The organism is Streptomyces africanus (genome assembly GCF_030816955.1).
GTDB lineage: Bacteria > Actinomycetota > Actinomycetes > Streptomycetales > Streptomycetaceae > Streptomyces > Streptomyces africanus.
Window position 1 is genome coordinate 2,439,310 of sequence record NZ_JAUSYP010000001.1, and the last position, 26,011, is coordinate 2,465,320.

Sequence of the window (26,011 nt, forward strand, 5' to 3'; positions counted from 1 at the left end):
CCGTTGTTCTCCAACTACCTGATCGGTCTGCGCGAGGGCCTGGAGGCGAGCCTCGTCGTCTGCATCCTCATCGCCTACCTGGTCAAGACGGACCGCAGGGACGCGCTGCGCCCGATCTGGATCGGCATCGGCATCGCGGTCGCCCTCGCGCTCGGCTTCGGCTGCGCCCTCGAATTCGGCTCCCAGGAGCTGACGTTCGAGGCGCAGGAGGCCCTCGGCGGGTCCCTGTCGATCCTCGCGGTCGCTCTGGTGACGTGGATGGTGTTCTGGATGCGGCGCACCGCCCGGCACCTGAAGTCCGAACTGCACGGCAAGCTGGACGCGGCCCTCGCCATGGGTACGGGCGCGCTGGTCGCCACGGCGTTCCTGGCGGTGGGCCGGGAGGGCCTGGAAACGGCCCTGTTCGTCTGGGCGTCCGTCCACGCGGCCAGCGACGGCAGCCCGCGCCCTCTTCTCGGCGTCGCCCTGGGCCTGTTGACGGCGGTCCTCCTGGGCTGGCTGTTCTACCGGGGCGCCCTGCGCATCAATCTCGCCCGGTTCTTCACCTGGACCGGCGGCATGCTGGTCGTCGTCGCGGCGGGCGTACTGGCGTACGGCTTCCACGACTTGCAGGAGGCCCGCTTCCTGCCGGGCGAGAAGAACCTGGCGTTCGACATCAGCGACACCGTCGATCCGTCCAGCTGGTACGGCACCCTCCTGAAGGGCATCTTCAACTTCCAGCCCGACCCGACGGTCCTCCAGGTCACGGTGTGGCTGCTGTATCTACTCCCGACCCTCGCACTGTTCCTGGCCCCGACGGACTTCGGACGCCGCCGGACAACCACAACACCGGTACGCGACAAGGTCTGACACCGCCGGGGCGGGGTGGGCCCGCAACCCGGCGGAACGGGGTGCCGCTGCGCCCACCCGTGCCGCCCTGGGGGCACCTCCCAGGCCCTTAAGGCACTGGGGGAGGCACGACTGCCCGCAGCTAGGGCGGCCACGACGCACCCGCACTCGCGTACGCACGGAAGGGGACGTGTCGGGGGGTGTCCGCCCGCAGCGGTTGGCGCGTCAACGCCGGTTAGTTGGTGGATAACCCCATCGCGCCGTTCCGAGGACGGACACCCCCCGGCGCGGCCCCGACCCACCACCCGGCGTAAGGCGCTACGCGCACCCCCACCGCACCCGCGCAGGCCGCCGCAGGCACCCCCCGCCCAACCGCCGGAGGCACCCGGTAGGGTTCGCCTCCGGAAAGGGGAAGGTGAAGGAACCCGATGAGCAGGGATCGCGACCCTCGAACGCTCCGCAGGTCCGCCCGGAGCGCCCTCATAGCAGCCTCGGTGACCGCTTTGTCGTTGACGGCGAGCGGATGCGTCGTGGTGCACGGGGAACGGGAGATCCTCCCGTCGACCACCCGCGCCGAAGCCGCCAAGGCCCTCCAGGAGTTCACGACCGCGTACAACGCGGCCGACGAGGCCTACGACGCCTCCCTGGACGCCGACCACACCACCGGCGCCCTGGCCGACATCGACTCGGCACGCCTGAAGGCCGGCAAGACGAACAACCCGGACGGCAACCCGAACCACACGCCCCTGAAGCTGACGGACGCCAAGTACACGATCCCCAAGAAGGCCGGCTGGCCCCGCTGGTTCCTCGTCGACGCGGCCGGCAACAAGGGCGGCGCCGCCCGCTGGCTGCTCGTGTTCACCCGCAGCAGCCTGGACGACCCCTTCCAGGTCGCGTACCTCACCCTCGTCGCACCGGGCAAGGTCCCGCAGTTCAAGAAGGACGCGGACGGCTGGGCCGAGTCCGTCCCCGTGAACTCGACCGGCCTGGCCGCCACCCCCCGCGACCTGAGCCAGGACTACACGACCTACCTCAAGAGCGGCGGGGACACCTTCGCCGACGGCTCCCACACCAGCCAGTGGCGCGCCCTGCGCGCGAAGAACGCCAAGAGGCCGGGCCTGGTCACCCAGTACATCGACGAGCCGCTGACCAACGGCGACTACCAGCCCCTCGCCCTGCGCACGGCGGACGGCGGCGCGCTGGTGTTCTTCACGACACGGCACTACGAGAAGCAGACGGCCTACGCGGGCACGACGTTCCCCATCCCCAACAAGGACGTCCTCGCGCTGACGGACGGCGAGGTCAAGCAGTCCCTCCTGATGGAGTTCGTCTCCAACGAGGTGGCCCTGGACCCGCCGAAGGGCAGCGGCAGCCCAAAGGTGACGATCCTCGGCCGGATCCAGGGAATGACCTCGGCAGAGGGCTCGTAAAGGCAGAAACGAAGCCGGGTCGGCTCAGTGCCGCAGCGGCCAGGCCGCCTCAGCGTGGCCGGCGTCCTCACCGGCGTACCGGGCACAGGCCTCGGTCAGCGTCTCCAGCAGGGTGAGTGGATCGGGCAGCGGATGCTCGGGCCCGCGCACCCAGTGCACCTGGTGCTCGCCGGGCAGCCGCGCCGGCGGTACGAGGACGTAGGAGCCGCGGCAGTGCCACCGCAGCCCGGGGTGCTCGTCCATCGTCTCGGGGTGGCAGTCCAGTTCGCACGGCCACCACTCGTCCTCGTCCTCGGGCGTCCCGCGGGTGAGGGTGAAGAACAGCATGCGGCCGTCGTCGCTCTCGGCGACGGGCCCGACCTCGACACCTGCGGCGAGCAGCCGCTCCAACGCACTGCGACCGGCATCCAGGGGCACGTCGAGGACGTCGTGCACCATGCCGGTCGCGGTGATGAAGTTGGCCTGCGGCTGATGGCGGGCCCAGCGTTCGATCTGGGCGCGGTCGGTGGTCGACTGCGTCTGCCAGGCGAAGGACACCGGGTGCCGGGCCGGGGTGGGACAGCCGACGCGGTCGCAGGAGCAGCGGTAGCCGGCCGGGTGGGCGGCGGGCGCGAGCGGCAGTCCCGCTCCGGCGGCGGCGAGCAGCAGGGCCTCACGGCCGCCGTCACCGGCGGTCTCCTTGGGCCGGCGCCCGGCGCGCAGCCACTGGGTGAGTTTGCCCTGTAGGCCGGTCCTGCCGCCGTACTCCGCGCTCATCTATCCCCTCGCCTCGCTGTCGTGCGCAACAGCATGCCTCATGGTCCCATCTTGCCGCGCGCCGGGGGGCCAGTGCCCACATCCGGGGCAGGAGGACCGAGACGGGTACCGGTGGGGCGAGGCATATGCCCGTGGGGCGAGAGGTACTCCGCACCGTGATCGGGTGTCATTGCCCGCTTTGCCGTGACATGGCGCCCTACCGTAGTCGCCATGGTCACAAGGATCGCGCTGACGGGCCTCGCCTCCGCGGTTTCGGTGGTCTCGCTGACCCTCACGGGACCGGCCGGCGCCGCCCCGGCCCTGCCGGCGGGCATCCGTCCGCCGGCGGGGCGCACCCACCCGCTGGAGTGGGGCACCGGCCCGCTGACCGTGGCGGCGCTCCCCCGGATCACCTACGTCGCCCACCGCGGCGGCGCCCGCGAGGTCCCCGAGAACAGCATGACGGGGCTGGTGGCCGCCTACGAGCGCGGTACGGCGCACGTGCTGGACTTCGACACGCGGCTGCTGCGCGACGGGACGCCCGTGGTGTTCCACGACGAGACCCTGAACCGCACCACCTACCTCGGCGGCGAGGTGCGCGGACTCGACGCCCGGGAGTGGCAGGGCGTACGGCTGCGCCCGAAGGACGCGCTGCCCGGCAGCTGGCGGTCGGAACGGCCGCCGACGGTCGCCGAGGTGCTGGACCGTTTGGGCGGGCGGATCGTGCTGATGCTGGAGGCGAAGGACCCGCGCAGCCTGAACCGGCTGGCCGGGTTGATCCGGGCCCGTGGCCTGACCCGCTCGGTGTTCGTGAACTCCAACGACCCCGAGGTGGCCCGGCGCGTCCACCGCCTCGGCCTGCTCACGCAGTTGTGGCGCTCGGCGCGGCAACTGCGCACGGACCGTCCGGAGCGCTGGCGGTCGTACGTGGACCTGCTGGACGTGGACCACCGGGCGCGTGACACGGATCTCGCGCGGGCGGTGAAGTCGGGGATCCGGCGGGTGTGGGCGCACACGGTGGTGACGGACGCCCAGCGGGACCGCGTACTGGCGCTGGGCTGCGACGGCGTGATCACGGACGCGCCGGGGCGCCTCGCGCGGGCCGGCCGGCGCGGCCCTCAGCGCGGCGCGAGGCCGTGAAGGGCGTAGTCGACGAGGGTGTCGGTGTACTCGTAGGAGATCGGGCCCGTGTGCTGGAGCCAGCGCTGGGCCAGCGGGGAGACGAAGAGCTCCAGGGCGATGCGCGGGTCGATGCCGGGGCGCACCTGCCCGGCGTCCTGGGCGGCGCGCAGCCGTTCCATGTACAGGTCGAGTGAGGGCTGGAGGAGCTTGGCGACGAGCTGACGCCCGAACTGTTCGTCCACCACGCCCTGCGCGGCCAGGGCACGGGACGGCACCTCGAACCGGGGGTCTTTCAGCTCGTCGACGGTGGCCCGCAGTACGACCTTGAGGTCGGCGGCGAGGTCGCCGGTGTCCGGGAAGGCGTACGGCTCGTGACCCCCCTCGCGTGACGCCTGCTCGGCGAGGTCGAGGAACGCCTCCATCAGCACGTCCGCCTTCGACGACCACCAGCGGTAGATCGTCTGCTTGCCGACGCCCGCGCGGGCGGCGATGCCCTCGATGGTGGTCTTCGGATAACCGACCTCCACGACGAGCGCGAGGGCGGCGTCGTAGATGGCGCGGCGGGACTTCTCACTGCGCCGGGTGGAGTCGGGGGCGGGCTGGACGGACTTCTGTGCGGCCATGGCTCGAATTTATCAGGTTGACAAGACGGAGCGTCTCGCGGACAGTGAAGCACCATGGGCGAGACGAACCGTCTCGTCGCGGAGGAGAGTCAGGGAAGGAGCCCCCACATGACCCGAGGCGGAGCCGGAAACCTGCTGGGTGTCGGCGGATCGCGCCAGAAGCTCGGCCGCGAGGCGCTGCGCGGCGGCGGCCGGGGCGGCCGGATCGGCGGCGGCCTCGATCCGCAGGCCCAGAAACGCGAGTTGCTGCGCAAGCTTCAGGAGAAACGGCAGCAGCAGGAAGGACAGGAGGACCGTACGACCGACAAGTCGTCGTGAGCCTCCCCCGCCCGGGGGAGACGGTCCCCTCGCGCGCGGGATCCTCCCGGGACGTCCGGCGGATGTACTGAAGCGGCCGAGAAACCACGGCCGACGGACACCCGGGAGGACTCACGATGCGCGTGTGGACGAGACGACGACTGCTCACCTCGGCGGCGACGGCCGTCTCGGCGGCGGGTCTGGCCGCGACGACGGCCCTGCCCGCCCGGGCGGCGGCCGGAGCGGCCCGTCCCGGTACCGGCCACATCGCGGACGCGCTGCGGGCGCTGCCCGGGCTGCGGCTGATCGAGGAGCGGCAGGACGCCGAACCGGGCTACCGGCACTTCGTCCTCGGCGTGCGCCAGCCGGTCGACCACACGAACCCCGCGGCCGGCACCTTCGAGCAGCGCCTCACCCTGCTGCACACCGCCGCCGACCGGCCCATGGTGCTCACCACCACCGGTTACCACGCGGTCCTCACACCCTGGCGGAGCGAACCGACGATCCTGCTCGGAGCCAACCAACTCCAGGTGGAACACCGCTACTTCGGGGCTTCGCTCCCTGCCGGGCCCGGCTACGCCCACCTCACGATCCGCCAGGCCGCCGACGACCACCACCGCGTCGTCCGCCTCTTCCGCCGGCTCTACCCGGGCGCGTGGATCTCCACCGGCAGCAGCAAGGGCGGCATGGCGAGCGTCTACCACCGCCGCTTCCACCCCCACGACGTGGACGGCACGGTGGTCTACTCGGCGCCGAACAACGTCGACGACCGCGACGACTCCGCCTACCTCCGCTTCCTGGAGACGGTCGGCACCGCCCCCGACCGTGAGGCCGTCAAGGCCGCCCAGCGGCAGATGCTGCTGCGCCGGGCCGAGATGGTCGCCCGCTACGAGGCCTGGGCGACCTCCCGGGGGGATGCCTTCCGCATCATCGGCAGCGCCGACCAGGCGTTCGAAATCGCCGTGCTGCGTGTGCTGTTCATGTTCTGGCAGCGCGCAACGCCGACGGACGTCGCCGCGATCCCCGGCCCGGAGGCGACGACCGACGAGCTGTACGCGTGGCTGGACGAATGGGCGGGGCTGTCCCTGTACGCCGACACGGCTGCGCGGCGGTACGTCCCGTACTGGTACCAGATCGGCACGCAACTGGGGTACGGCGATGTCCCCACCGACCACGTGGCGGACCTGCTGCGCCACCCCGACGGCATCGCGGCGCGCACCTTCGTCCCCAGGGACATCCCCATGGTCTTCGACCCGGAGGCCATGCCGGACATCGACCGCTGGGTCCGCCGCCACGGCAGCCGGCTGCTGTTCGTCTACGGCACCCAGGACCCCTCCGTGGCCGAGTACTTCCGGCCCGGCGGGGCCGACTCACGGGTCCTGTGGGTGCCGGGCGGCAATCACGGTGTCGACATCGCCGACCTGTCCCCCGCCGACCGGGCGTCGGCGCAGGAGGCGTTGTCCCGCTGGGCCGGTCAAGGTTGACGGGCTCCTCAGGGTTGACCGGCTCCGGTCAGGGCGCCGGAGGCCAGGGGTCGCCCCAGTCCGCGTCCCGTGCCGCCTTGTAGAGGTCGCCGTGGCGTTTGGTGACGGTGGTGCGGTGCAGGGACGGTTCGGTCTCGCACAGGTCGAGGAGGACCTGGCCCTTGCGGATCTGCGGGCGCCGGACGACGCGGGAGGGGGCCGGGGTGACGGGGAAGCGGGCGGCGGCGACGTAGCTGAACTTCTCGTCCTCGTAAGGGAGGGAGCCGCCCTTGACCTGGCGGTGCAGGGAGGAACGGCTGACCCGGGCGGAGAAGTGGCACCAGTCCGTGCCCGGGGCGATGGGGCAGGCGGCGCTGTGCGGGCAGGGCGCGGCGACGTGGAAGCCGGCGCCGATCAGCCGGTCGCGGGCCTCGATGACGCGGGCGTAGCCGTCGGGGGTGCCGGGTTCGACGATCACGACGGCCTGGGCGGCGGCCGCGGCGGCGTCGACGAGGGCGGTGCGGTCGGGGGCGGTCAGCTCGTTGAGGACGTAGGAGACGGTGACGAGATCAGTGCTCTCCAGGGTGAGCGCCGCTCCGATCCGAGAGCGCTGCCACCGTACGTCCCGCAGGGCCGGGTCGGCCGCGGCGATCTCCCGGCCCAGGGCGAGCGCGGGCTCGGCCCAGTCGAGCACGGTGACGGGCCGCTCCCCGCCCCAGGTCGCGCTCACGGCCCAGGCCGCCGCACCGGTACCGCCGCCGACGTCGGTGTGCGATCCGGGCACCCACGCGGGCGCGGCCTCGGCGAACGCCTCCAGCGCCGACCGCGCCGCCTCGAAGGTCGCGGGCATCCGGTAAGCCGCGTAGGCGGCCACATCCGCCCGGTCCCGCAGGATCGGCGCGTCGGTCGGGGTGGCCCCGCGGTAGCTGGCGATCAGCCGCTCGACCGCCTGCGCGGCCTGCCGGGGCGGCAGCCCGTCGAGCAGACCGGCGAGGGCGGTGCGGAGGGTTTCGGCCGAGGGTGCGGGGGCGTTCACCCGGCGATTCTACGAGGGCCCGGACCCGGAGACTCACCCGTCCGGACCGGCCGCCTGCGCATGTGGTGCGGTCGGCATGACAGGTTGCCCCCTCTCCCCGTGGATCACCTCGTCGCGGTCGGCGAGGCATGCACATGTGAACCATGTCATAATCCGTGCATATGCCACCAAAGGGGACGTTTGGACATGCTGTGAAAGGACCGCTCACCGCAGTGCGGGCAGCCGTCGCCCTGGCGCTGGCCGGGACGCTGGTCATGGCGTGCGGCGCCGACGGTGGCGGCTCGAAGACGTTGACCTGGTCGATGTGGGCCGACGGCGGTGAGGAACATCAGGTCTGGCGTGAACTCGCGGACCGTGTGTCCGGCGAGGATCCGCAGATCACGATCAAGCTTGAGACCTCGTCCTTCGATGACTACTTCGCCAAGCTCGGCACCCGCTTCGACAGGGGCGATGCGCCCTGCATCGTCTCGATGCAGTCGCTCCGCACCGCCGGCTACACCCAGGGCATGCTGCCGCTCGACGATCTGATCGCCAAGAACAAGTTCGATGTGACGGATTTCGACAAATCGATCATGAAGGGTCTGAGTGCCGACGGGAAGCAGTACGCGCTGCCGTACGACTTCGGCCCGGTGATCCTCACGTACAACAAGGGCATGTTCCGGAACGCCGGGGTGCCGGAGCCCAAGCCGGGATGGACTCTGGCCGAGTTCGAGTCGGTCGCACGCAAGCTGACCGGAGACCGGAAGTACGGGTTCGTGGCGGCGCCTCAGGATCTGTGGATGTTTCCCATGGTGCTGACCAAGACCGGTGCGCAACCCACCGACGCGGCGGGCAACCTGCGACTGACCGCCGCCACCATGACCAGGGGCGTGCAGTGGTACGCCGACCTGGCGGCCAGGAAGAAGGTCGCTCCCCACCTGCCCGGGGCCGATGCCGCATTCTTCGCCGAGAGAATGTTCCTCAGCGGCGACGTGGCCATGGGCGCCAGCGGGCCGTGGGCGCTGCTGAACCTGAAGAACCAGGCCGGCTTCCAGGTGGGCCTGACCACGATTCCCGCCGGCCCGGACGGAAGCAGGACGTACTCGGCCGGTTCCGGATTCGGCATCTCCAAGTCCTGCCCGGACCCGGAGCGGGCGTTCAAGGCGATCACGCTGATGACCGCCAAGAAGCAACTGGAGTGGCTCGGCGGGGTGGGACGTGCCTATCCGTCACGTGAGTCGGCACAGCACGCGTGGTACGAGAGCGCCCACCTCGCCGGCGCCCGAGAGGTTCTCGAAGCCGCCAATGCCACGTCGATTCCGCTGCGTACGACGAAACACTGGGAGCAGGTCAACCACCTGCTCAACCAGTACGGGGCCCAGCTCTTCAACGGGACGAGTTCCGCGAAACAGGTCCTGGAGCAGGTGCAAAGACAGGCCGGGCAGGATTGAGGGTCGGTCCCTGTGGTTCGGCCGTGGCGGCACCCCCGACGCGGTCGGCGGCGGAACGCGGGTCTCACATCCCCCGCAACGCCCGCGCCACCCGCGACCCCGCCGCCGCCCTCGGCGCGCTGTCCGGGCGGCGACGACGGGGATGGACCGCGTTGGTGAGGAGGATGAGGAACGTCTCCGTCGCCGGGTCGAGCACGAGGGACGTGCCCGTGAAGCCCGTGTGGCCCGCCGCGCCGCGTCCCGCCAGGTCGCCCATGAACCACGGCTGGTCGAGCGAGAAGCCCAGGCCGGGCGGCGTGAAGAGGAGTTCGACGAAGTCGGGGCCGAGGATGCGGGCGGGGCCGTAGGAGCCGCCGGCCAGGAGGGTGCGGCAGAAGACCGCGAGGTCCCGGCCCGTGGAGAAGAGGCCCGCGTGGCCCGCCACTCCCCCGAGCGCCCAGGCGTTCTCGTCGTGCACCTCGCCCCGCAGCATCCCCCGGTCCGCCTTGGCCCACGGCCGCCGCTGGTCCTCCGTCGCCGCCGCCCCGGGGCACGGCCCGAACTCCGTCGCCGTCATGCCCAGCGGCCGGGTGATGCCGTCGCGGAAGAGGACGTCGAGCGTGCGGCCGGTGAGGCGTTCCAGGAGGTGCTGGAGGAGCAGCATGTTCAGGTCGGAGTAGCGGTACGTGCCCGGTGCCCCGACCGGCGCCTCCGACTGCAGCGCGGCCAGCCGCCCGGCGTCGTCGGCGCAGTCGTACAGCGGGAGGTCGGGCCGCAGCCCGGAGGTGTGGGTGAGCAGCTGCCGTACGGTGATGCCGTGCCGGGCGGCTGCCGTGAAGTCGGGCAGGTACGCCCCCACCCGCGCGTCGATGCCCAGGGTGCCGCGCTCGATCTGCTGCACGGCGGCCACGGCTGTGAACAGTTTGGTCAGGGACGCCAGGTCGAAGGGGGTGCCGACGGTCATCGGGACCCGGTCCTCGACGGGCAGTTCCACGCCGGTGTCGGTGTCCTCGTCGTAGGCCGAGTACCGCACGGCCCAGCCCGCCGCCTCCTCCACGGCGATCACCGGGCCGCGGCCGACGACCAGGACCGCGCCCGGCGCCCAGGGGCGCCGGCCGGTGGTGAGGACGTGGACCTCCCGGACCAGGTGACGCAGTTCCCCGCGGTCGAGCCCGGCCCGTTCCGGCGTGCCGTGGCGCAGTCGTGGTGCGCTCAGCTCCCTGCTCCCTCCACGCTCGCGCGCCTGCCGTCCGTCTTCCCGTCCGTCTCCTCGGCCGGATTCCGGTCCGGAGTCTCTTCCGTCCTCCCGTCCGTCTTCCAGGGTCGGCACATTCCCACGAAGCAGGCCAGCGCCACCAGGGCGGCGGCCAGTTGGACGACGGCCATCGGGACGGCCGTGTCCTCCCCGGCGACGCCGACGAGCGGGGAGGCGACCGCGCCGATGAGGAACGACGACGTGCCGAGCAGGGCGGACGCGGAGCCGGCGGCGTGCTTGGTGCGCATGAGGGCGAGTGCCTGGGTGTTGGGCAGGGTGATGCCCATCGCGGACATCAGGACGAACAGCGCGACGGCGACGGGCGCGAGGGAGACCTCACCGAACACACCCAGGGACATCAGCAGCAGCGCGGTCGCGGCGGTGATGACGATGGTCAGTCCGATCCCCAGGACGCGGTCCAGGCTGACCCGGCCGACCAGGACCTTGCCGTTGATCTGGCCGACGAGGACCAGCCCGACCGAGTTGACGCCGAACAGCAGGCTGAACGTCTGCGGGGAGGCGCCGTAGATCTCCTGGATGACGAACGGGGACGCGGAGATGTAGGCGAACAGGGCGGCGAAGGCGAAGCCGCCGGTGAGGGTGTAGCCGGCGAAGGAGCGGTCGGCGAGCAGGCCGCGCATCGCGTGCAGGGCCTCGCCGACGCCGCCGCTGTGGCGCTGGGCGGGCGGCAGGGTCTCGGGCAGCCTCGTCCAGACCAGGACCCCGATCAGGATGCCGATGGCCGTGAGGACGACGAACACGCCCCGCCAGTCCGTCACGCGCAGGACCTGCCCGCCGATGAGCGGCGCGACGATCGGGGCGACCCCGGAGATCAGCATGAGGGTGGAGAAGAAACGGGCCATGGCCATGCCGTCGTACAGGTCGCGGACGACGGCCCGGGCGATGACGATCGCGGCGGCGCCCGCGAGGCCCTGCGCCAGCCGGAAGGCGACCAGGAGTTCGACGGTGGGCGCGAGGGCGCACAGGACGGTGGCGACGACGAAGACGCCGAGCCCGGCGAGCAGGGGGCGGCGGCGTCCCCAGCGGTCGCTCATCGGCCCGACGACGAGCTGGCCGAGCGCCATGCCGGCCAGGCAGGTGGTGAGGGTGAGCTGGACGGTCGCGGCGGGCGCGTGCAGGGCGCGGGTGACCTCCGGCAGCGCCGGGAGGTACATGTCCATCGCCAGCGGGGGTACGGCGGTCAGGCTGCCGAGGAGGAAGGTGACCAGGAGCCCGGTGCGGCGGTGCGCTGTGAGGCCGGGGGGCTCCGCCCCGGCTGCGGCCCCCTGCGCGGTGTTCGGTATGGACGCCCCACCCTCGGGCATGAGTCCCTCCCTTTTCGAGTCGATCGCCACCTATGCTCTCAGCTCGTACGGGCTGCTCGGGTTACGAGGTGAAGGCGGGGCGGGAATGACTGCGGACACGGTGCGGTGGGGCATCCTGGCGACCGGGGGGATCGCGGGCGCGTTCACCGCGGACCTGATCGACCTGCCGGACGCGGAAGTCGTGGCGGTGGCGTCCCGTTCGGAGGCGTCGGCGAAGACGTTCGCGGAGCGCTTCGGGATTCCGCGGGCGTACGGCGACTGGGACGCGCTCGCCCGGGACGAGGACATCGATGTCGTCTACGTCGCCACCCCGCACACGGCGCACCGGGCCGCCGCCGGTCTGTGTCTGGCGGCCGGGCGGAACGTGCTGTGCGAGAAGCCGTTCACGCTGAACGTGCGCGAGGCGGCGGAACTCGTCGCGCTGGCGCGGGAGCACGGGCGCTTCCTGATGGAGGCGATGTGGATGTACTGCAATCCGCTGGTGCGGCGGCTGAAGTCGCTGGTCGACGACGGCGCGATCGGCGAAGTGCGCACGGTCCAGGCCGATTTCGGGCTGGCCGGGCCGTTCCCGCCCTCGCATCGGCTGCGGAACCCCGAGCTGGGCGGGGGCGCGTTGCTCGATCTGGGCGTGTATCCGGTGTCGTTCGCGCAGCTGCTGCTCGGGGAGCCGTCGGACATCGCGGCGAGAGCGGTGCTCTCCGATGAGGGTGTCGATCTCCAGACGGGAGCACTGCTCTCCTGGGAGAGCGGCGCTCTCGGCTCGGTGCACTGCTCCATCGTGGGCGGCACGGCGACCTCGGCCTCGGTCACCGGCTCCCAGGGCCGTATCGACATCCCGCACGGCTTCTTCTTCCCGGACCGCTTCGTACTGCACCGGGACGGCCGCGACCCCGAGGAGTTCACGGCCGACCCGGCGGACGGACCCCGCAACAGCCTCCGGCACGAGGCAGCCGAGGTGATGCGCGCCCTGCGCGCCGGCGAGACCGAGTCCCCGCTCGTCCCGCTCGACGGCACGCTCGCCGTGATGCGGACGCTCGACGCCATCCGGGACCGGGTCGGCGTCCGCTACCCGGGAGAGACCCCGGACGAGGACCTCACGGCCGAGCTCACGCCGGCGTGAGCCTGGCGGACACCCACCCGGCACCCGCCGGCTGACGAACGAGTTTTGGACGGCGGGCCCTCCCGTACGCTGCGGGCCCATGAACGCGAAGCAAACTGGTGCGAAGCAAACTGGCGCCGAGCAAACTGGTATCGCGGTGGTGACCGGGGCGGGCTCCGGCATCGGCCGGGCGGTCGCCGTGGAGCTGCTCCGCGCCGGCTGGTCGGTGGCGCTGGCGGGGCGGCGGGCCGAGACGCTGGAGGAGACGGCGGCCCTGGTGCCCGAGGGTGCCACTCTCGCCGTGCGGACGGACGTCTCACGGCCCGAGGACGTGACCGCCCTGTTCGCCGCCACCGTCGAGCACTTCGGGCGGGTGGACCTGCTGTTCAACAACGCGGGCACGTTCGGGCCCGGCGGCGTGCCGGTCGAGGAGCTGCCCTACGAGGCGTGGCGGCACGTGGTGGACACCAACCTCAACGGGGCGTTCCTGTGCGCGCAGGCGGCGTACCGGCAGATGAAGGAGCAGCAGCCGCAGGGCGGGCGGATCATCAACAACGGTTCGGTCTCCGCGCACGCGCCCCGCCCCCATTCGGTGGCCTACACCGCGACCAAGCACGCGCTGACCGGTCTGACCAAGTCGCTGTCGCTGGACGGGCGGCCGTACCGGATCGCCGTCGGACAGATCGACATCGGCAACGCGGCGACCGATATGACGGCCCGTATGCAGACGGGAGCCCTGCAGGCGAACGGCGAAGTCGCCCCGGAACCGGTCATGGACGTCGCCGACGTGGCCCGCACGGTCCGGCACATGGCGGAGCTGCCGCTGGAGGCGAATGTGCAGTTCGCGACCGTACTGGCCACGGCGATGCCGTACGTCGGGCGCGGCTGATCCCGGAGCGGCATTCGTCAACTCGTCAACCTGCACAAACGGAATATGAACGTCCGCCCCATTGCGGCCGGTCGGGCACTTATGCTCAAATCTCCTACACGAAAGCTTCACAGTTGGAGCAGACAGCTTCCGTCGGCCACATCCAGGGGGGTGGGCGGCAGTCGTTCCATGGCACCGGGTGGGGGTGGACCCCGCGTGGGACCGCGGGGTACGCACCGGTACGAGTGGAACGACTGCCGCAAACGTCAAGGGCGGGGTGCCGTAGGGCTGTTGGACGTCACTCGCGGTGCCGTCCCTTCGCAGGCCGGCGCGCCACGCGCCGGCGCAGCGCCCAGGCCCCGCCCGCCAGGAGCGCGACCGCGGTACCGGCGCCTTCCACGAGCCGCCCGGCCGAGGGTCCGGGCGCGACCGTACCGGCGGCGGCGGTCCCTCGCCTGGGCGCCGGCTCCGCCCCCTGTCCCGCGCTCACCGGCTCGACCAGCGTGCCCACCGCCCGTGCCGACGCACCGTGCGCGAAACCCCAGTCGAGCAGGGCGGCGGCCTCCTCGTAGACGGCGTCGGCGCGGTCGGCGGGGTGCATCACGGTGACGAGCAGGGTCCGCCCGGCCCGCGTGGCGGCGCCGGTGAAGGTGTTGCCGGCGTGGGTCGTGTAGCCGTTCTTCACACCGATCAGCCCCGGATACGCCCGCAGGCCCCACGCCCCGTCCAGCAGCCGGTCGGTGTTCTGGATCTGGAACGTCTTCCCGCCCCCGGCCGGGAAGTCGGCCGTTCTCGTCCGGCAGTAGGCGCGGAAGCCGGGGTCGCGCAGGCCGTATCGGGCGAAGAGCGTCAGGTCGTACGCCGAGGACAGCTGCCCCGGGTGGTCGAAGCCGTCCGGGCTGACCACGTGCGTGTCGAGGGCCTGGAGCTCCCGCGCCTTGGCCCGCATCTCGGCGACGGTCCTCGCCACACCGCCGTTCATGTGGGCGAGGACGTGCACCGCGTCGTTCCCCGAGCGCAGGAAGACGCCCTGCCAGAGTTGGCGGACGGCGTACGTGCTCCCGGCCCGGATGCCGACGAGGCTGGAGCCCGCCGGGATGCCGGCCAGGTCGGCGGCGGTGACGGTGTGCCGGCTGCCGTGCGGGAACCGGTCGAGCACCGTGTCGGCGAACAGCATCTTCAGCGTGGACGCGGGCGGCAGCCGCCGGTGCGCCCGGTAGGCGGCCAGCACCTCGCCGCTGTCCTGATCGGCGACCAGCCAGGACCGTGCGGTGAGCCTCCCGGGCAGTCCGGTGGTACTGCCCGCCTGCACCGCGTCGCTGCCGAGGCGGTCGCCGCCGAGCACGGGCCCGGAGGCCCGGGCCGGTGCCGCGGCGGCCACCGGGGCGGCCACGGCCAGGGCGAGCACGGAACGTCTGGACAGCCGGGCGGAGTCACACATCCCGCGACGTTACGAAGCGAAACCACCTCGGCGTGCACGGAACGTTCAAAGACTCGCCCAAGGTCCCGCAATGATCACGGGTGCTCGGCGTGAGCCCGGACATCGCCCAGCCCGGCGCCGGGCGGTCACCGCCCGAGCAGCCGGTCGACCTCGGCCAGCTGCGCGCCGGTCAGTGCCCCCTTCTCCAGCGCTCCCGCGTTCTCCTCCGCCTGGGCGACCGAACGGAAGCCCGGGATGGGGATCGCGCGCGGGCTGCGCGCCCACAGCCAGGCCAGGGCGCCCTGGCCGAGCGTGCGGCCCTCACTCGTGAGGACGTCCCTGAGGGCGTCGATGCGGGCGAGCCACTCCGGGTCGGCGCCGGATCCGTCACCGAAACCCTGGAGCCAGGCCGGGGGCCTGCTGCGGATGTCACCGGCCTCCAGCGGCTGCCGGGCCCGGCGTTTGCCGGTGAGGAGCCCCATGGCGAGCGGACTGCGGTTGATGCTCGCCAGGCCCGCCTCCTCGCACAGCCGGATCATCGCGGGCGCGTCCTGGAGCACGTTGAGCGTGTGCTGGACGGCGGCGCAGTGCGGCCCCTCGGCGAACACGGCGGCGCGTGCCGGGTCGTCGGTGCTCCACGCGTAGGCCCGTATCAGCCCCTCGCGGACCAGTTCCTCGCACGCGTCCCGGAGCAGGGCGGCCTGCTCGGTGTCCGCGTCGGAGAGATGGAACTGGTAGAGATCGACGTAGTCGGTGCCGAGCCGGTCCAGGGACGCGGTCAGGGCGCGGCGCAGGTAGGCCGGGGAGGCGTCGGCGCCGGTGCGGGTCCGGGTGTCCTCGTCGAACACGTTGCCCCACTTGGTGGCGACGACCGTCTCGGCCCGGCGCTTGCCGAGGGCCCGGCCGAGCACGCGTTCGCTGTGTCCGGCGCCGTAGGTGTCGGCGGTGTCGAAGAAGGTGACGCCCAGGTCGAGGGCGCGCCGCACCGCCCGCACCGACTCCTCGTCGTCGACCTTGCCCCAGCCGAGCGGCTGCCCGTCCGCGTCCTGCCATTCGCCGCCGATCGCCCAGCAGCCGAAGCCGAGGGCGCTCACTTCGATGCCGCTGCGTCCGAGCGACCGTGTGGTTTCCATGACCGGGAGGCTAGGAGTTGGAGCGCACGCGAACACAAGCCCCCGGAGGGAGGGGATTTTTCAGGCCTGGCCGGTCTCGAAGCGGGAGATCCTGCCGTCGTCGTCCACGGTGAAGCTCCACCGGGTACGCATCTCGCCCCACGTGTCGTTGCTGTAGTGGGCGATGAGGGCACGGCCGCCGTTGGACTCGTTGTCGACCTCCAGGTGGCCGTGGGAGGAGAAGATCTCCCGGTCGACCCAGTCGGCGAGGTCGCGGTCGGAGCCGTCGTCCGCCATGGTCGCGCCCGGCGCGAGAAGCGCCATGAAGGCCTCGCGGTCGTGGTTGTTCACGGCGGTCACGAAAGCGCGGACGGCCGGGTCGCTGAGACGCGTGGTCTGAATCGTCATGCCAGTCAGCCTCGTACCGGCCACCGGACCACGCCACCGGTGCCACCCGAACGGCGTCCCGGGCGGGCCCGGCGGGTGTCTGGGGGTGTCAGGGGTGCGACGGTGGAAACGCGACGGGGAGTGTTCTGTTCCTGCTGTCTGCTCCGGGAGACGACGTGAGGCGTTACGACCGACGTGATCTGGGCCTGCTGCTGCTCCGGCTGGGGACGGGCGGTGTGCTGGCCGCGCACGGCACGCAGAAGCTGTTCGGCTGGTTCGGCGGGCACGGCATCGAGGGGACGGGCCAGTTCATGGAGTCCGTCGGCTACGCCCCCGGCAAGGCGAGCGCGACGGCCGCGGGCCTCGCTGAGACCGGCGGCGGCACCCTGCTGGCCCTGGGCCTGGCCACACCGGCGGCCGGGGCAGCGGCGGCCGGTGCGATGGCCGGCGCGGCGGCGGTGCACACGCCGAACGGCTTCTTCAACCAGGGCGGCGGCTACGAGTACGCGGCGTCCCTGGGCCTCACGGCCGCCGGCCTCGCCGTCACCGGCCCGGGCCGGCTCTCCCTGGACCACGCGCTCGGACACGCCGTGAACCGGGGCTGGATGATCCCGGCGGCGTTCGCGGCGACGGCGGCGGGGACGGCGCTGATCGTGGGGGCGCGGGCCCGGCGGCTGCGGAAGGCGAAGGAGGGCGAGCAGGACGCGCTGTTCGAAGAGGAGTTCATGGAGTAGCAGCGGCGGGGGGCACTGTCAGACCCTCGTGGCAGGCTGCCGCCCATGAGTGATCACACGCCGCCCGTGCCCGACCTGTGGGCCACCATCGACACCCTGTCCGAGTGGCTCGACACCCACCGCCCGGCCGAGGGCCGCGAGGGCGTGCTCCTGCGCATCCTGAAACTGTCCGAGGAGGTCGGCGAGGTCTCCGAGGCGGTCATCGGCGCGACGGGCCAGAACCCGCGCAAGGGCGTGACGCACACCTGGGACGACGTGCAGTCGGAGCTGTGCGATGTCGTCATCACCGCGCTGATGGCGCTGCGGACGCTGACGCCTGAGGCGCGGGAGGTGTTCGGGCGGCATCTGGAGGGGGTGCGGGAGCGGTCGCTGGCCTCGGCACGGCGCTGATCCGGGGCGGAGCTGCCGTCACAGCGCGTCCACCCCGCTCACCTTCCACCCGTGGCCCGTGCGGTCCATCGTCATCCGCACCCGGTTCTGGTCCACTCGGGCCCCCGACACCTGGGTGCTCTCGGTGACCTGGTTGACGAAGAGCAGGACCACGACCTTGTCGGGGGAGGCCGAGACGACGGAGGCGGCCGGGGTGCCGCCGGAGCCGGGGGCGGCGACCGTGGCCTTCACCACGCCGTGGTACTTCTCGGCCGTCGGGGCGACCACGGTCTTCGTGGTCTTGCCGTACTCGTCGCGGAAGTCGCCGGTCAGGTGGGCGCGGGCCCTGGAGAAGTCCTTGTCCAGGTGGCGGTAGTCGTACGACAGGACGACCGGTGCCGCTTTCCGCGCGGCCGCGAGCGCCTCGGTCCGGGCGGTCTCCGACAGGCGGCCGTCGCGGTACTGCCATCCCAGGGCGGCGAGCGCGACCAGGCCGACGGCGAGCAGGGCGGCCAGGAGCAAGGTGAGCGGCCTCCGGCGCCTGCCGGGGCCGGGCTCGCTCCGCTCCTGTGGCGCGTCTTCCTCGAACGACTCCGGCGACGGCTCCGGCGGGTCGTCCCAGCCGTCCTTCGGGGCCTCGATGAGGACGGTGCGTCCGGCGCGTGGCCGCTCGGCCCGGCGCGGGGGCCCCTCGTCGCCGGCCGCCGCCGCGCCCGCTTCCCGGTGGCCGCGCTCCGCGCGCTTCGCCGCCGCTCGGGCGGCCGCCGTCATGGTGCGGCGGGTGCCGGGGCCGGGGGCGCGGCCGGTGGTCGTCTTCGGCATGGTGGTACTCCTCGTGCTCCTCGTCGGTGCTTGTCGGTCGGCGGATCGGCCCGTGGATCAGCCGACGAACTCGACGTCGGACGTCAGCCAGCGGCCGTCCTCGTGTACGAGGTCGAGCTGGAGCCGGTACGTGCGCGCCTCCCCCTCGGGCGCGGCGGTGTTGGTCACCTTGCTGTCGGCGACCACCAGCACACGGGCCGAGTCCTCGTCGGAGCGGACGATGCCCGCTTCCAGGACCTGGCCCTGCGACACGGACTTGTTCTGGGCCACCAGCTTCGTCAGCTGGTCCGTCTGGGCGGTGAACTGCTTCTTGAACTCGCCGGTCGCAGCCGCCAGTACGTTCGCGCTGTCGCGGTCGTAGTGCCGGTAGTCGAGAGAGGTGAAGTTCAGCGCCGACTGGCGGGCCGCGGCCAGGATGCCCTGGCGTCGTTGGTCCGCCTCGCGGTGTTCGTAGAGGCCGAAGGCCAGCCAGAGTGACAGTGCTGTGGTGAGGACGGTCGCCGCGACGAGTCCCGCCGTCATCACTCCGGGGCGCACCGGCCTCATGCCACGGGGCCAACGAGCAGCCATTGCCACGACTCCTTTCCGAACACGGCCTGCTGGCCGCCCGTCGAGCCGATCTCGACGTTCCTTCCGTCCGGGCCGGTGGTGGTACCGGTCTCCGGGTCGTACGGGGTGACGTACGCCGCCTGGTTCGCGCCGCCGTCGGCCGACGCGCCCGGGGCGTTCTGCGCGCCCCGTACCGACGACTGGCTGCCGCGCGGGAGCGTGCAGCGGGCGTCGGTGTTCGCCTCGCGTGTGCTGGTGTCCGCGGGGTCGCGGCGTGCCGTGCCGTACCCCTGGGTGCAGGCCGGCGGGTCGTCGGCGTTCAGCACCAGGCCGAAGTGGGTGGTGCCGTCGCCCGGGATGACCGTGTAGCTGCCCGCGACCATCAGCGGGAAGGTGACCAGGGCCTGTTCCACGCCGGGGAGGCGGGCCAGCGTGACCTGGCCGCCGCTGATCAGGTTGGCCAGCAGGACCGACAGCTGCGGCCCGGTCGACTTCAGCAGCGCGTTCAGCTCCTGCGCCGCCGGCCGCGCGTTGCCGATCAGCTTGCGCAGGTCCCCGTCGCTCGTCTTCAACTGGGCCGAGAGCGCCGCAAGATCGCGCGCGAACGACTTGATCGACGAGCCCTGGTCGGCCTGTGTCTTCAGGACCTTCCGAGAGTCCTCGATCAGGGCGGTCGTCTCCGGCAGCGCCTCGGACGCCGACTCGACCAGGGTGTTGCCCGAGTCCACCAGGCGGCTCAGGTTCGGGCCGGTACCGGCGAACGCCTTGCCCAACTCGTCGACCGTGACCCCCAGGTCGTCCTTGCCGACCGAGTTCACCAGGCGGTCCAGACTGAGGACCATGTCCGTCGTCGACAGCGGCACCCGCGTGCTCTCGCGCGGGATCGTGCTGCCGTTCAGCAGGTACGGGCCGCGGGAGGTGCGGGGCTGGAGGTCGACGTACTGCTCACCCACCGCCGAACGGTTCGCGACCACGGCCAGCGTGTCCGCCGGGATGCGCGGCGCCCCGTCCTCGATGTCGAGCGTGACCGAGACGCCGTCCGGGCCGGTCAGGCGCAGGGCGCCGACCTTGCCCACCGGCACCCCGCGGTAGGTGACCTCGGCGCCGGGGAAGACGCCCCCGGAGTCGGGGAAGTCGGCCCGCACGGTGTAGCCGCGGTCCAGGACCTCGTCCACCAGGCCCGTGTACTCGGCGCCGACGTACGACACACCTACGGCGGTGAGGGTGGCGAAGGCGATCAGTTGCGCCTTGACCGTACGGGTGATCACGGCTGGACCCCCTTCAGCATCAGCTCGGCGAGTTCGAGGTTGATCCCCTCGGGCCAGTCGCCCCCGGTGGGGTAGCCGCTGGAGCCGTAGCCGGCGGTGCACACCGGCGGGCACAGCGGGTCGTCGCCGCCCGAGGGGGCCGACGGGCGCGACGGCACGCTCGGACCGCTCGGCAGCGCGGTGGGCTTCGGCACGTCCGGCAGATCCGGGGCCTCCGGGAGATCCGGTACGTCCGGCAGGTCCGGGGCCTCGGGAGGCTCCGGTACCTGAGTGTCCCCGCCGTTCCCGCCGCCCGGCTCGTCCGTCAGGTTGCCGTAGATCCCGGGCAGGTCGAGGTCAGCCGTGATGTGCAGATTGACGTAGTCACCCTTGATGGCGTCCACCACATTGCGCGGGAACGGGTAGGTCGTCAGCAGCTCCAGGGAGTTGGGCAGGTCACTGCCCGCCTTGTTGAGCTGTCGCAGAATCGGCCGCAGCTGCTTGAGGTTGGCGACCGTGTCCTCGTGGGAGGCGTTGACCACCTTGGTGCCGGTCTTGCCCAGCTTCGACAGGGCGGTGAGCATCCTCGTCAGGTCGCGGCGCTGGTCGGCCAGGACCTTCAGGGCGGGGGGCATCGCGTCGACGGCGTCGGCGATCGTCGTCTTCTCCTTGCCGAGCCGTTTGGCCAGGCGGTCCACGGCCTTCAGCGCGCGGACGATGTCCCGGCGCTGGTCGTCCAGGCCGCCGATGAAGGTGTCGAGTTCCTTGAGCAGGGACTTGACCCGGTTCTCCCGGCCTTCCAGGGCCTTGTTCAGCTCCGTGGTGATCGTCTTGAGCTGGGCGACGCCGCCGCCGTTGAGCAGGGCGGACAGCGCGGACAGCACCTCCTCGACCTCCGGGTTGCGGCCGCTGCGGGACAGGGGGATCACGTCGCCGTCGCGGAGCCGGCCGACCGGCCTGCCTTCCGGCGGCCCGGCCAGCGCCACGTACTTCTCACCGAGCATGCTGGTCTGCCGCAGCCCGGCGACGGCGTTGGCGGGCAGCTTCACCGAGTCGGCGACCCTCAGGCGGACCCTCGCGTGCCAGCCCGCCAGCTCCACCTTCTCCACCGCGCCCACGGTGACGTTGTCGACCTTGACCGCCGACTGCGGAACCAGGTCGAGGACGTCGCGGAACTCGACGGTGACGTGGTAGGCGTGGCCGTCGGCGGCGGCTCCGCCGGGGAGCTGGACGTCGTACCAGCCGTTGAACTCGCAGCCGGACAGCAGCAGCGTCAGGGCGGTCGCCCATGCGACGGCCCCGCTCTTGCGCAGTGGCCTCATGCGCGTGCCCCCAGGATTCCGCCGAGGGTGCGGTCGACGGTGCCGGTGGCCGCGATGCCCTCGGGCACTTCGGGCACTTCGGGCAGGGAGTCGAAGAGGTCCCTCAGGTCCCGGCAGTCGGTCTTCTCCCCTGTCGTCTTCAGGATCGAGCACAGCAGGGAGGCCGGATCCTGCGGATGGTCGGGATTGTTGCGGGTGTCGAGGGTGCCGGCGGCGGGGTTGTAGGCGTTGTTCAGGTTGGACATGCCCGTCGGCGCGACCTCCAGCAGCTCCTCCAGCGCCGCCCGTTGGGTGACGAGCACCTTGGTCACCTTGCTCAGGCCCTCCACGTTCGAGGTCAGGGACTTCTTGTTCTTCTTCACGAAGGCGGACACGTCACCGAGGGCCGTGCCGAGGTTCTTGAGCGCGGCCGCCAGGTCCTTGCGCTCGCCCGCGAGTTGCTCGGCGACCTTGGCGAGGCTGCTGTTGAACGACCGCACGCTCTTGTCGTCGGCCGCCAGCGCCGCCGTGAACACCTGGAGGTTGCGGACCGTGCCGAACAGGTCCGTGCGGCCGTCGGAAAGCGTCGTCACCGCCTCCGAGAGGTCCTCGACCGTCCGGTGGAGGTTCTTCCCCTGGCCGTCGAGGTTGTCGGCGCTGACGCCGAGCAGCCGGGACAGGGCGCCGTCCTTGTTGGCGCCCTCGGGGCCGAGCGCCTCGGCCGTGGTGTGCAGGCTGTCGAAGACGCGGTCCAGTTCGACCGGGACGGCCGTACGCGACTCGGGGATCTCGTCCCCGTCCCGCAGCACCGGACCGCTCCGGTACACCGGCAGCAGCTGCACGTAACGGTCGCTGACCACCGAGGAGTTGATGATCGCGGCCTGCGCGTCCGCCGGGACCTTGCGGTCCGCGTCGTACTCCAGCTCCACCCGCACCCGGCCGCCCTCCGGCGTGATCTTCCTGACCTCACCGATCCGCACGCCCAGCACGCGGACGTCCGAGCCGGGGTAGATGCCGACGGTGCGGGGGAAGTACGCCGTGACGCGGGCCGGCTCGGTCCGCGGCCACAGGACGTAGGTGAGCGCGGCGACCAGGGCCAGGGCGGTCAGCAGGGCCAGGCTCTTCTTCCAGCGGTTGCTCACTGCGCGCCCCCCGTCCGCGTCCGCGGCACCACCGGGGCGGCGACCAGGTTCTGGACGTAGGAGTCGAACCAGCGGCCGTTGCCGAGGGTGTTGGTGAAGACCCGTACGTAGGGGGCCAGGAGCTTGATGCTCCGCTCCAAGCCGGCTTGGTTCCGTTCGAGCATCTTGACCACGGTGTTGAGGCCCTTGAGCGCGGGCCCGATCTCCTTCTCGTTGTCCTGGACCAGGCCGGAGAGCTGGATGCCGAGCGCGGCGGAGGTCTTCAGCAGCTTGTGGATCGCCGCCCGCCGCTTGTTGATCTCCTTGAACAGCTTGTCGCCGTCCTCGACCAGGGCGGTGAAGTCGCCCGACCGGTCGGCGAGGACTCCCGTCACGCCGTTCGCATGGTCGAGGAGCTCCCCTAGGGCCTTGTCGCGCGAGGCCACCGTCCGGGAGATCTTCGACAGGCCCTTGAGGGAGGCCCGTACCTCTTGCGGTGAGTCCTCGAAGGTGGTGGAGATGGTGTCCAGCGCCTTCGCCAGCCGGTCCGTGTCGACCTTCTCCGTCGTGGTGGTGAGATCGCTGAACGCCTGCACGACGTCGTACGCGGGGACGGTCCGCTTCAGCGGGATCTCGCTGCCGGGCTCCAGCCGGCCCCGCCCCTTGGGGTGCAGGGCGAGGTACTTGGCGCCGAGGATCGTCTTGACCCGGATCGACGCGCCGGTCTCGGTGCCGAACCCCGGCTCGCCCTTGATCTTGAAGGTGACCTTGACGTGGTCGCCGTCCAGGTCGACCTCCTCGACCTTGCCGACCTTGACCCCGGCGATCCGCACCTCGTCGCCCGGCTTGAGACCACCCGCCTCCGCGAAGGCGGCGCTGTACGTCTCGCCGTCGCCGATCACCGGCAGGCGGTCGGCGTTGAACGCGGCCACGGTCAGCAGCGCCAGGACGGTGAGGCCCACCGCGCCGATGACGATGGGGTTCCGCTCGCGGAAGGGGCCGAGGCGCGGACGGCGGAGCCGGATCTTCGGCAACTTCGGCGGCTCGACACGGACCTTGATCAGCGGCTGCGGACGCGGCTTGCGGCGCGGCAGGAGCCGTGCCTTCGGCAGTCGCACGCGAGGCAGCTTCGGCGGTTCCACCCGCACCTTGACCAGCGGCTCCGGACGGCGCTTGCGGCTCATGCCCCGCACCTCGCCCTCGCCACGTGCATCTCGGGCGTGAGCACCTGCTTCGTCTTCGGCAGCACGATCCGGCCGTCGAAGTCGCACAGGTAGAAGTTGAACCACGAGCCGTAGGACGCCGTCCCCGTCAGCTCGTTCAGCTTGTTCGGCAGCCGCTTCAGCACGCCCTCCACGGTCTTCTCGTTGTCGTTCAGCGTTCCGGTGAGGTCGGTCAGTTCCGCGATGTCGTCCTTGAGCGGCGGGCGGGCGTCCTTCAGCAGGCCCGAGGTGGCCCCCGTCAGATCGCCGATGCTCACCAGCGACTCCCCGATGGGCTTGCGGTCGGCGGACAGGCCGGAGATGACCCGGCGCAGCTGCTTGAGCAGGCCGGAGAAGCGGGCGCCGCGCTTGTCGAGCGTCTTCAGCACGGTGTTGAGGTTGTCGATCACCGAGCCGATCAGCTTGTCGCGCCCGGCCAGCGTGGTGGTGAGCGACGCCGTGTGCGTCAGCAGGCTGTTGACGGTGCCGCCCTCGCCCTGGAGGGTCTTGATGATCTCGGTGGCGAGCTGGTTGACGTCCTTCGGGCTGAGCGCGGCGAACAGCGGCTTGAAGCCGTTCAGCAGCGCGTTCAGGTCGAGGGCGGGTTGGGTGCGCGCGAGGGGGATCGTGCCGCCGGGGCGCATCCGGGTGCCGTCGCCGGCGCCCTCGGTCAGCGCGACGTACCGCTGCCCGACCAGGTTGCGGTAGCGGATGACGGCGCCCGTGCTGCTGAGCAGTGGCCGCTCCTGGCTGACCGTGAAGGTGACCTCGGCCAGCGTCCGGTCCTTGATCCGGATGCCCTCGACCTCGCCCACCCGCACTCCGGCCACCCGGATGTCATCGCCCTCCTCCAGGCCGGTGACGTCGCTGAAGACCGCGCGGTACTCGTGCTCGGGGGTGAAGGAGATGTTCACGATGGTGGCGGCGAGCAGGGCCGTGGCCAGCACCGTCACCAGCGCGAAGAGGCTGAACTTGATCAGCGGAGCGGCGGTCTGCCGGGCTCCCGTGGTGCTCATGCGACGCTCACCGCCGTCCCGCGCGCCATCGGCCCGAACAGCAGCGTCGCGACCGGCGGCACCTCGTCGGCGGGCACGCCCAGCACCGGAGATACGAGCGAGCCGACGGCCCGCTGCTCGGCCCGGGTGGCGGAGACGCCGGACGGGCCGCCCGGGGACGAACTCGTGCTCTTGGAACCGTCGTTGAGGTGGGCACCGGGCGCGGGCACGGGGGGATGCGGCAGATCACGGCAGTCGGGGCCCGACCGCTCGCCGTAGCGCGGCACCTCCCCCGGTTCGTAGGCACCCTGCGGCCGTACGACCTCCAGCGTGATGTGCATCTTTCCGCCCCGGAACGCCTCCTCGGACGCCTTCTCCTGCCGGACCAGGCCGGCCAGCAGGCAGGGGTACTGCGGGGAGTAGCGGGCGAAAAGCTCCAGCGTGGGGCGGGAGACCCGGCCGAGGGTGATCAGCCGGTCGCCGTTGGCGTCGAGGAAGTCCTCGGCGGTGCCCGCGACGGTGGCCGTGGTCTTCAGCGCCGCGGCCAGCCGGTCCTTCTGCTCGGTGATCGTGCGGCTGGTGGTGACGGTGTTGCGCAGGATCTCCATCAGGTCGGGCGCCGCGTCACCGTAGACCTCGGCCACGTCGGCGAAGCGTGCGATGTCCTCTTTCAGGGACGGCAGGTGCGGATTGAGGCGGCGCAGATAGGCCTCCACTCGCGTGAGGTTGTCGCCGATCCGGTCGCCCCGTCCCTCCAGGGCGGTGGCGAACGCGGAGAGCGTGGCGTTGAGCTTGCCGGGCTGCACGGTCCGCAGCAGCGGCAGCAGATCGTTCATCAGCTGCTGGACCTCGATGCCGACGCGGGTGCGGTCCTGGGTGATGACGTCCCCGGCGCGGATGGGGCGGGCGGACGAGCCGGCGGGCGGGACCAGGTCGACGTACTTCTCACCGAACAGCGTCTTGGGCAGCAGGCGCGCGTGCACGTCGGACGGGATGTGGGCGACGTGCTCCGGCTTGAGCGCGATGTCGAGCGTCGCCTTGGTCCCGTCGGCCCGCACCTCGCGCACCTCGCCGACCAGCAGCCCGCGCAGCTTGACGTCGGCCCGCTGATCGAGCTGGTTGCCGAGGCTGTCGGCCTCCAGCGTGATCCGCACGACCGGCGTGAACACCTGCCGGTAGACGGCGACGGACAGGGACAGCAGCAACGCGAGCACGGCGATGAAGACGACGCCGTACAACCGCAGTCTCAGCACCCTCATACG

Annotated in this window: 26 protein-coding genes; 10 read left to right on the forward strand and 16 right to left on the reverse strand. The window is 71.8% G+C overall.

The genetic code is table 11. The annotated features are described in order from the left end of the window. The first annotated feature begins 3 nt into the window (after positions 1-3). Both efeU and QF034_RS11320 read left to right on the forward strand, forming a co-directional pair. On the forward strand, positions 4-849 hold the full coding sequence (efeU, locus tag QF034_RS11315; RefSeq protein WP_307174816.1) for an iron uptake transporter permease EfeU: 846 nt from the start codon (positions 4-6) through the stop codon (positions 847-849). Between the two features lie 407 nt (positions 850-1,256). Beyond that, positions 1,257-2,258 carry an SCO2278 family lipoprotein gene (locus QF034_RS11320; RefSeq protein WP_307174817.1) on the forward strand — a complete coding sequence of 334 codons (1,002 nt, stop codon included), beginning with the start codon at positions 1,257-1,259 and terminating at the stop codon, positions 2,256-2,258. 24 nt (positions 2,259-2,282) lie between these two features. Here QF034_RS11320 and QF034_RS11325 read toward each other — a convergent pair whose 3' ends face one another. Then, the gene (locus tag QF034_RS11325; RefSeq protein WP_307174818.1) at positions 2,283-3,014 is read right to left on the reverse strand and encodes a bifunctional DNA primase/polymerase; all 732 of its coding nucleotides are present in this window, start codon (positions 3,012-3,014) and stop codon (positions 2,283-2,285) included. A 210-nt stretch (positions 3,015-3,224) separates the two neighbouring features. Between QF034_RS11325 and QF034_RS11330 the strand changes: the two genes are divergently transcribed. Further along, positions 3,225-4,133, forward strand: coding sequence for a glycerophosphodiester phosphodiesterase (locus tag QF034_RS11330; RefSeq protein ID WP_307174819.1), 909 nt, complete (start codon positions 3,225-3,227; stop codon positions 4,131-4,133). Here QF034_RS11330 and QF034_RS11335 read toward each other — a convergent pair. Further along, a complete protein-coding gene (locus QF034_RS11335) occupies positions 4,112-4,738 on the reverse strand; it encodes a TetR/AcrR family transcriptional regulator (protein ID WP_307174820.1) in 627 nt (208 codons plus the stop codon). The genes QF034_RS11330 and QF034_RS11335 overlap by 22 nt on opposite strands. Positions 4,739-4,846: 108 nt before the next feature. On the opposite strand from QF034_RS11335, the gene QF034_RS11340 reads away from it, so the two are divergent. Both QF034_RS11340 and QF034_RS11345 read left to right on the forward strand, forming a co-directional pair. Further along, positions 4,847-5,056, forward strand: a complete 210-nt coding sequence (locus QF034_RS11340) for a DUF6243 family protein (protein ID WP_307174821.1) — start codon at positions 4,847-4,849, stop codon at positions 5,054-5,056. A gap of 116 nt (positions 5,057-5,172) precedes the next feature. After that, on the forward strand, positions 5,173-6,519 hold the full coding sequence (locus QF034_RS11345) for a S28 family serine protease (protein ID WP_307174822.1): 1,347 nt from the start codon (positions 5,173-5,175) through the stop codon (positions 6,517-6,519). Between the two features lie 28 nt (positions 6,520-6,547). On the opposite strand, the gene QF034_RS11350 is transcribed toward QF034_RS11345, so the two are convergent. Next, positions 6,548-7,534 carry a small ribosomal subunit Rsm22 family protein gene (locus tag QF034_RS11350; RefSeq protein WP_307174823.1) on the reverse strand — a complete coding sequence of 329 codons (987 nt, stop codon included), beginning with the start codon at positions 7,532-7,534 and terminating at the stop codon, positions 6,548-6,550. A gap of 212 nt (positions 7,535-7,746) precedes the next feature. On the opposite strand from QF034_RS11350, the gene QF034_RS11355 reads away from it, so the two are divergent. Next, positions 7,747-8,964 carry an ABC transporter substrate-binding protein gene (locus tag QF034_RS11355; RefSeq protein WP_307174824.1) on the forward strand — a complete coding sequence of 406 codons (1,218 nt, stop codon included), beginning with the start codon at positions 7,747-7,749 and terminating at the stop codon, positions 8,962-8,964. Between the two features lie 64 nt (positions 8,965-9,028). On the opposite strand, the gene QF034_RS11360 is transcribed toward QF034_RS11355, so the two are convergent. Both QF034_RS11360 and QF034_RS11365 read right to left on the reverse strand, forming a co-directional pair. Then, positions 9,029-10,144 (reverse strand): serine hydrolase domain-containing protein, encoded by a 1,116-nt coding sequence (locus QF034_RS11360; RefSeq protein WP_307179852.1) that lies wholly within the window; start codon positions 10,142-10,144, stop codon positions 9,029-9,031. Positions 10,145-10,155: 11 nt separating this feature from the next. Continuing rightward, positions 10,156-11,523, reverse strand: coding sequence for a multidrug effflux MFS transporter (locus QF034_RS11365; RefSeq protein WP_307174825.1), 1,368 nt, complete (start codon positions 11,521-11,523; stop codon positions 10,156-10,158). A gap of 85 nt (positions 11,524-11,608) precedes the next feature. On the opposite strand from QF034_RS11365, the gene QF034_RS11370 reads away from it, so the two are divergent. Continuing rightward, positions 11,609-12,643, forward strand: a complete 1,035-nt coding sequence (locus tag QF034_RS11370) for a Gfo/Idh/MocA family protein (protein ID WP_307174826.1) — start codon at positions 11,609-11,611, stop codon at positions 12,641-12,643. Positions 12,644-12,722: 79 nt separating this feature from the next. Then, the gene (locus QF034_RS11375) at positions 12,723-13,511 is read left to right on the forward strand and encodes an SDR family oxidoreductase (RefSeq protein ID WP_307174827.1); all 789 of its coding nucleotides are present in this window, start codon (positions 12,723-12,725) and stop codon (positions 13,509-13,511) included. A 277-nt stretch (positions 13,512-13,788) separates the two neighbouring features. On the opposite strand, the gene QF034_RS11380 is transcribed toward QF034_RS11375, so the two are convergent. From QF034_RS11380 to QF034_RS11390, 3 genes are all read right to left on the reverse strand, one after another. After that, positions 13,789-14,931: a D-alanyl-D-alanine carboxypeptidase family protein gene (locus tag QF034_RS11380; RefSeq protein ID WP_307174828.1), complete on the reverse strand. Its 1,143-nt coding sequence runs from the start codon at positions 14,929-14,931 to the stop codon at positions 13,789-13,791. Between the two features lie 125 nt (positions 14,932-15,056). Beyond that, positions 15,057-16,043 carry an aldo/keto reductase gene (locus QF034_RS11385; protein WP_307174829.1) on the reverse strand — a complete coding sequence of 329 codons (987 nt, stop codon included), beginning with the start codon at positions 16,041-16,043 and terminating at the stop codon, positions 15,057-15,059. A gap of 60 nt (positions 16,044-16,103) precedes the next feature. Beyond that, a complete protein-coding gene (locus QF034_RS11390) occupies positions 16,104-16,430 on the reverse strand; it encodes a nuclear transport factor 2 family protein (protein ID WP_307174830.1) in 327 nt (108 codons plus the stop codon). Positions 16,431-16,585: 155 nt separating this feature from the next. Here QF034_RS11390 and QF034_RS11395 point away from each other — a divergent pair, with 155 nt between their 5' ends. Together QF034_RS11395 and QF034_RS11400 are read left to right on the forward strand one after the other, a co-directional pair. After that, entirely contained in the window at positions 16,586-17,143 is a 558-nt protein-coding gene (locus QF034_RS11395; protein WP_307174831.1) for a DoxX family protein, read from the forward strand. Between the two features lie 45 nt (positions 17,144-17,188). Beyond that, a complete protein-coding gene (locus QF034_RS11400) occupies positions 17,189-17,533 on the forward strand; it encodes a MazG-like family protein (protein WP_307174832.1) in 345 nt (114 codons plus the stop codon). An 18-nt stretch (positions 17,534-17,551) separates the two neighbouring features. Here the strand turns inward: QF034_RS11400 and QF034_RS11405 are convergent, their stop codons facing one another. From QF034_RS11405 to QF034_RS11440, 8 genes are read right to left on the reverse strand one after another with little or no spacing between them, the layout of a single operon-like run. After that, on the reverse strand, positions 17,552-18,334 hold the full coding sequence (locus QF034_RS11405; RefSeq protein WP_307174833.1) for an Rv1363c family protein: 783 nt from the start codon (positions 18,332-18,334) through the stop codon (positions 17,552-17,554). Between the two features lie 57 nt (positions 18,335-18,391). After that, positions 18,392-18,880 (reverse strand): Rv1363c family protein, encoded by a 489-nt coding sequence (locus QF034_RS11410; RefSeq protein WP_307179853.1) that lies wholly within the window; start codon positions 18,878-18,880, stop codon positions 18,392-18,394. Beyond that, positions 18,877-20,151 (reverse strand): MCE family protein, encoded by a 1,275-nt coding sequence (locus QF034_RS11415; RefSeq protein ID WP_307174834.1) that lies wholly within the window; start codon positions 20,149-20,151, stop codon positions 18,877-18,879. The genes QF034_RS11410 and QF034_RS11415 overlap by 4 nt, the downstream gene beginning before the upstream one ends. Next, on the reverse strand, positions 20,148-21,452 hold the full coding sequence (locus QF034_RS11420) for an MCE family protein (RefSeq protein WP_307174835.1): 1,305 nt from the start codon (positions 21,450-21,452) through the stop codon (positions 20,148-20,150). The genes QF034_RS11415 and QF034_RS11420 overlap by 4 nt, the downstream gene beginning before the upstream one ends. Continuing rightward, the gene (locus tag QF034_RS11425; RefSeq protein ID WP_307174836.1) at positions 21,449-22,573 is read right to left on the reverse strand and encodes an MCE family protein; all 1,125 of its coding nucleotides are present in this window, start codon (positions 22,571-22,573) and stop codon (positions 21,449-21,451) included. Before QF034_RS11425 ends, QF034_RS11420 begins: the two co-directional genes overlap by 4 nt. Next, complete coding sequence (locus QF034_RS11430) at positions 22,570-23,736, reverse strand: MCE family protein (RefSeq protein WP_307174837.1); 1,167 nt, start codon at positions 23,734-23,736, stop codon at positions 22,570-22,572. Before QF034_RS11430 ends, QF034_RS11425 begins: the two co-directional genes overlap by 4 nt. Then, positions 23,733-24,770, reverse strand: coding sequence for an MCE family protein (locus tag QF034_RS11435; protein ID WP_307174838.1), 1,038 nt, complete (start codon positions 24,768-24,770; stop codon positions 23,733-23,735). Before QF034_RS11435 ends, QF034_RS11430 begins: the two co-directional genes overlap by 4 nt. Then, positions 24,767-26,008, reverse strand: coding sequence for an MCE family protein (locus QF034_RS11440; protein WP_307174839.1), 1,242 nt, complete (start codon positions 26,006-26,008; stop codon positions 24,767-24,769). The genes QF034_RS11435 and QF034_RS11440 overlap by 4 nt, the downstream gene beginning before the upstream one ends. Positions 26,009-26,011 lie beyond the last annotated feature (3 nt).

What these genes read in the sequence shown, in the direction of transcription:
- QF034_RS11320 (WP_307174817.1), top strand. Translation starts at nt 1,257, where the DNA reads ATGAGCAGGGATCGCGACCCTCGAACGCTCCGCAGGTCCGCCCGGAGC.
- QF034_RS11325 (WP_307174818.1), bottom strand. Translation starts at nt 3,014, where the DNA reads ATGAGCGCGGAGTACGGCGGCAGGACCGGCCTACAGGGCAAACTCACC.
- QF034_RS11330 (WP_307174819.1), top strand. Translation starts at nt 3,225, where the DNA reads ATGGTCACAAGGATCGCGCTGACGGGCCTCGCCTCCGCGGTTTCGGTG.
- QF034_RS11335 (WP_307174820.1), bottom strand. Translation starts at nt 4,738, where the DNA reads ATGGCCGCACAGAAGTCCGTCCAGCCCGCCCCCGACTCCACCCGGCGC.
- QF034_RS11340 (WP_307174821.1), top strand. Translation starts at nt 4,847, where the DNA reads ATGACCCGAGGCGGAGCCGGAAACCTGCTGGGTGTCGGCGGATCGCGC.
- QF034_RS11345 (WP_307174822.1), top strand. Translation starts at nt 5,173, where the DNA reads ATGCGCGTGTGGACGAGACGACGACTGCTCACCTCGGCGGCGACGGCC.
- QF034_RS11365 (WP_307174825.1), bottom strand. Translation starts at nt 11,523, where the DNA reads ATGCCCGAGGGTGGGGCGTCCATACCGAACACCGCGCAGGGGGCCGCA.
- QF034_RS11370 (WP_307174826.1), top strand. Translation starts at nt 11,609, where the DNA reads ATGACTGCGGACACGGTGCGGTGGGGCATCCTGGCGACCGGGGGGATC.
- QF034_RS11375 (WP_307174827.1), top strand. Translation starts at nt 12,723, where the DNA reads ATGAACGCGAAGCAAACTGGTGCGAAGCAAACTGGCGCCGAGCAAACT.
- QF034_RS11380 (WP_307174828.1), bottom strand. Translation starts at nt 14,931, where the DNA reads ATGTGTGACTCCGCCCGGCTGTCCAGACGTTCCGTGCTCGCCCTGGCC.
- QF034_RS11385 (WP_307174829.1), bottom strand. Translation starts at nt 16,043, where the DNA reads ATGGAAACCACACGGTCGCTCGGACGCAGCGGCATCGAAGTGAGCGCC.
- QF034_RS11390 (WP_307174830.1), bottom strand. Translation starts at nt 16,430, where the DNA reads ATGACGATTCAGACCACGCGTCTCAGCGACCCGGCCGTCCGCGCTTTC.
- QF034_RS11400 (WP_307174832.1), top strand. Translation starts at nt 17,189, where the DNA reads ATGAGTGATCACACGCCGCCCGTGCCCGACCTGTGGGCCACCATCGAC.
- QF034_RS11405 (WP_307174833.1), bottom strand. Translation starts at nt 18,334, where the DNA reads ATGCCGAAGACGACCACCGGCCGCGCCCCCGGCCCCGGCACCCGCCGC.
- QF034_RS11410 (WP_307179853.1), bottom strand. Translation starts at nt 18,880, where the DNA reads ATGAGGCCGGTGCGCCCCGGAGTGATGACGGCGGGACTCGTCGCGGCG.
- QF034_RS11420 (WP_307174835.1), bottom strand. Translation starts at nt 21,452, where the DNA reads ATGAGGCCACTGCGCAAGAGCGGGGCCGTCGCATGGGCGACCGCCCTG.
- QF034_RS11430 (WP_307174837.1), bottom strand. Translation starts at nt 23,736, where the DNA reads ATGAGCCGCAAGCGCCGTCCGGAGCCGCTGGTCAAGGTGCGGGTGGAA.
- QF034_RS11435 (WP_307174838.1), bottom strand. Translation starts at nt 24,770, where the DNA reads ATGAGCACCACGGGAGCCCGGCAGACCGCCGCTCCGCTGATCAAGTTC.
- QF034_RS11440 (WP_307174839.1), bottom strand. Translation starts at nt 26,008, where the DNA reads ATGAGGGTGCTGAGACTGCGGTTGTACGGCGTCGTCTTCATCGCCGTG.